Genomic DNA, 3344 nt, shown 5'->3' with positions numbered 1-3344 from the left:
GCGTTCTTCAGCAGCTCGCACTTCACTCGGAGGTCTTCGTCATGTCACCACGCCACGCCGTACCCAACGTCCGTGGTCAGTACAACTAGCCGCGGCCCTCGCTGAGCAGACACAGAATCGCATGATCCCGCTTCGCGGGATGCGATTCTGTGTCTGCTCGCGCTAGGCGTCAGGGGGCCAGGGGGCTGGGGCTAGGTAGCTGGGGCTAGGTGGCGGCGGAACCGACCGCCTCGGCCAGCGAGGCGTAGCCGCCGTCGCGCAGCCGCCGGGCCAGGCCGTCGTGAATGTTTCGGGCCCACAGGCCGCCGCCGTAGATGAAGCCCGTGTAGCCCTGCAGCAGCGAGGCGCCGGCGGTGATGCGCTCCCAGGCGTCGTCGGCGGTTTCGATCCCGCCGACACTGATCAGCACCAGCCGATCGCCCACCCGGGCGTACAGCCGCCGCAGCACTTCCAGTGCCCGGCGGGCCACCGGAGGGCCGGAGATCCCGCCGGGCCCCAGTTCGGCGACTCCCGGGGTGCTCAGGCCGTCGCGGGACACCGTGGTGTTGGTGGCCACGATGCCGGCCAGGTCCAGCTCCACGCACAGGTCGGCGATGGCGTCGATGTCGGTGTCGGCCAGGTCCGGTGCGATCTTCACCAGCACCGGTTTGGTGGTCTCGGCGCGCACCGCCGCCAGGATGGGCCGCAGCGCGTCGATGGCCTGCAGGTCGCGCAGGCCCGGAGTGTTCGGCGAGCTGACGTTGACCACCAGGTAGGCGGCCACCGGGGCCAGCAGCCGGGCGCTGGCGCAGTAGTCCTGCACCGCGTCCTCGGGCGGGGTGACTTTGGTCTTGCCGATGTTGACCCCGATCGGCACATCGGGCCGATGGCCCGCCAGCTTCGCCGCCAGGGCGTGGGCGCCGTGGTTGTTGAAGCCCATCCGGTTGAGCAGCGCGCGGTCTTTCGGCAGCCGGAACAGTCGCGGCGCGGGGTTTCCCGGCTGCGGCGACGCCGTCACGGTGCCCACCTCGGCGTAACCGAAACCCAGTGCGCCCCAGGTGTTGAGCCCGATGCCGTCCTTGTCGAATCCGGCTGCCAGTCCGAGCGGTCCGGGGAAGTGCACCCCGAACACCGTGCTGGCCAGGATCGGGTCGTGCGGGCCGAGCCGGCGCCGCAGCGCCCGGCGAGTCGGTGTGGTTGCGGTGGCGCCGCGCAACGCGCCGAACGCCAGGGTGTGCACCCGCTCCGGCGGCAGCAGGAACATTGCCCGGCGCAGCACGCCGTAGAGACCCATGTGTCTACAGTCCCGGCTGGTCGACGCAGCGGCCGGCGCTGACCGGGTCGGCGGCTGACTTCTTGCGGCGCAACAACACTCGCCTGCTCCCGTCGGTGTACAGCCGCACTCGGGTCAGTTCCCACCCGCGGTATTCGGCCTCGATGGCCAATCGGGTGGACGCCCCGATCCGGCTGACCTCCGGGGGCAGCCGCAGCGGAATCCATTCGTAGTCGTCGGACAGTTCGGTTTCCCAGCCGGGCGGTAGCCGGCGGGGGCGCAGCGCGGTCAACGTGGCCTCGTGGCGTGCTCGATGATCTGCACCCCGGCCCCCGAACCGGACACCACGTACAAGGTGTCCGCGGTGTCGTCCAGTGCCAGGGTGTTGGGTTGCTGCACGGTCGGATAACGAACCTTCTCCACGGGGATTCCGGTGCTCAGATCGTAGCCGACCACGGTGTTCGTCCCGGTCTGCGACACCCACGCGAAGCCGCCCGCTCCGGCCAGCCCGTAGGGGGCGTGCGGGACCGGGTAGTCCTGATGCAGCATCAGCGGATCGACGCCGTAGACCAGCAGGCGCCCGCCGCGGGTGTCGGCGGCCAGTACCGGGCCGTGCGCGGCGGCGGCCAGGGTGGTGGCGCCCTGGCCGGCGCGCAGCGCGTATTGGGGTTTGCCGTTGGTGCCGATGGTCGTCACCGAGGTCTGGCCACGGTCGAGCACCACCGCGATGTCGCCCTGGGTCACGATCTGGTCGACCCGGGCGAAGATCTTCGACCGCTCCGCGACCTGCGCCCCGTCGGACGCCAGGGTGTAGACGGCCCCGTCGGAGCTGCCCAGCACCATGATGCCGTCGTTGCGCCGGCCGATCGCGGTGAACTCGACGTCGGCGGCGTCGGCGACATCGACGCGCGCGGCGGTGCGGGCGGTCAGGTCCACGGTGTAGTAGCCGCCGCGCCCGGCCAGGTAGACCCGGCCCCGGCCGTCGCCGGCCAGCGAGCTCGCCGGCCCCGGCAGCGCCACCACGCCCGGCGGGCGCCCGGCATCGCCGACCAGGCTGACGGAGGCGCCGCCGTGGTCCGGCGATCCGGGGGACAGCACCGCCAGCAGCCCGGTCGCGGCGTCGAACACCGCGCCGGTCGCCGGCTCGCCCAGGGGTTGCACGGTGCCCGCCGGGCGCACCGCGGCGGCCGGGGACACGGCGGGCTGCGCCGGCGCGATGGTGGGCGGCGGTGCGGTGATCGGATTGGACGAGCACGCCGTGAGCAGCAGCAACGGCAGCAACAGGGCTCGAAGGGACCGGCGGGGCCGGCGGGGGGAGCACTCAGGCACGGGCAGCTCTTCCAGCTCGTCGCGGTGGGCGGGTTGGTGCGAATACCGATTCTAAGGAAGGCGGTGCGGTGCAGCCCGCCCGTCCGCCGCAACTATAAGTTCGCTTAGGTGTAACCTCGCGGCCATGACTGTGGCGCAAGACTGGCAGCCGACGTGTGCACAGTTCGGGATCGAGGAGATCTGGACGGGCGCGTTCGCCAGCGGTTTCGGCGAGGTCGGCGACGGGCGTAGCTTCTCCTTCCGCATTGAGCGCTACAAGCTGGTGGTCGACGTCTATCGGCCCCGGTTGGCCGGTCCCGTCCCGCACGCCGAGGACGTGGTGGCCACCGCCAGCCGGCAGTTGTTCGGGATCGATGTCGCCGACGAGCGCAGCCTGGGCGCCGCGGTGCGTGACGTGGTGTCCGGTCTGATTCGCTGACACCGGCCCGGTACCGTCATCCTCGTGTCTGAGGTGGTGGCGGTTGCTGAGGCGGCCGCGATGTCGTGGCCGCAGGTGGTGATGCTGGCCATCGTGCAGGGCCTCACGGAGTTTCTGCCGATTTCGTCCTCGGGGCACCTGGCGGTGGTGTCGCGGCTGTTCTTCGCCGGTGACGCCGGCGCCTCGTTCACCGCGGTCACCCAACTGGGCACCGAGGTCGCCGTGCTGGTCTACTTCGCCCGCGACATCGCGCGCATCGCCACGGCCTGGTTGTCCGGGGTGGCCTCCAAACTGGCCAAGACGCCGTTGCCCGCCGACCGGGAGACCGACTACCGGCTGGGCTGG

General features: G+C 71.4%; 5 protein-coding genes. 2 read left to right on the top strand and 3 right to left on the bottom strand.

The window, feature by feature from the left end; genetic code table 11:
• Positions 1–205: 205 nt before the first annotated feature.
• The 3 genes from LI92_RS20540 to LI92_RS20530 are packed head-to-tail and all read right to left on the bottom strand — an operon-like array spanning position 206 to position 2581.
• A complete protein-coding gene (locus tag LI92_RS20540) occupies positions 206–1273 on the bottom strand; it encodes a quinone-dependent dihydroorotate dehydrogenase (protein ID WP_046322164.1) in 1068 nt (355 codons plus the stop codon).
• Positions 1274–1277: 4 nt separating this feature from the next.
• Positions 1278–1544 carry a DUF5703 family protein gene (locus LI92_RS20535; RefSeq protein ID WP_046322162.1) on the bottom strand — a complete coding sequence of 89 codons (267 nt, stop codon included), beginning with the start codon at positions 1542–1544 and terminating at the stop codon, positions 1278–1280.
• Positions 1541–2581, bottom strand: coding sequence for a YncE family protein (locus tag LI92_RS20530; RefSeq protein WP_192830105.1), 1041 nt, complete (start codon positions 2579–2581; stop codon positions 1541–1543). The genes LI92_RS20535 and LI92_RS20530 overlap by 4 nt, the downstream gene beginning before the upstream one ends.
• A 124-nt stretch (positions 2582–2705) precedes the next feature.
• Between LI92_RS20530 and LI92_RS20525 the strand changes: the two genes are divergently transcribed.
• Both LI92_RS20525 and LI92_RS20520 read left to right on the top strand, forming a co-directional pair.
• On the top strand, positions 2706–2999 hold the full coding sequence (locus tag LI92_RS20525) for a hypothetical protein (RefSeq protein ID WP_046322161.1): 294 nt from the start codon (positions 2706–2708) through the stop codon (positions 2997–2999).
• A 60-nt stretch (positions 3000–3059) separates the two neighbouring features.
• A partial coding sequence (locus tag LI92_RS20520; protein WP_286135209.1) for an undecaprenyl-diphosphate phosphatase occupies positions 3060–3344 on the top strand: 285 nt, incomplete at its 3' end.

The sequence above is a fragment of the Mycobacterium sp. UM_Kg1 genome, from assembly GCF_000972925.1.
Taxonomy (GTDB): domain Bacteria; phylum Actinomycetota; class Actinomycetes; order Mycobacteriales; family Mycobacteriaceae; genus Mycobacterium; species Mycobacterium hiberniae.
The sequence above is the reverse complement of the archived record's forward strand: the minus strand, read 5'-3'. Positions and strand labels throughout refer to the sequence as shown.

Coding starts and splice junctions, on each gene's coding strand:
- LI92_RS20525 (WP_046322161.1), top strand. CDS start 2,706: ATGACTGTGGCGCAAGACTGGCAGCCGACGTGTGCACAGTTCGGGATC.
- LI92_RS20540 (WP_046322164.1), bottom strand. CDS start 1,273: ATGGGTCTCTACGGCGTGCTGCGCCGGGCAATGTTCCTGCTGCCGCCG.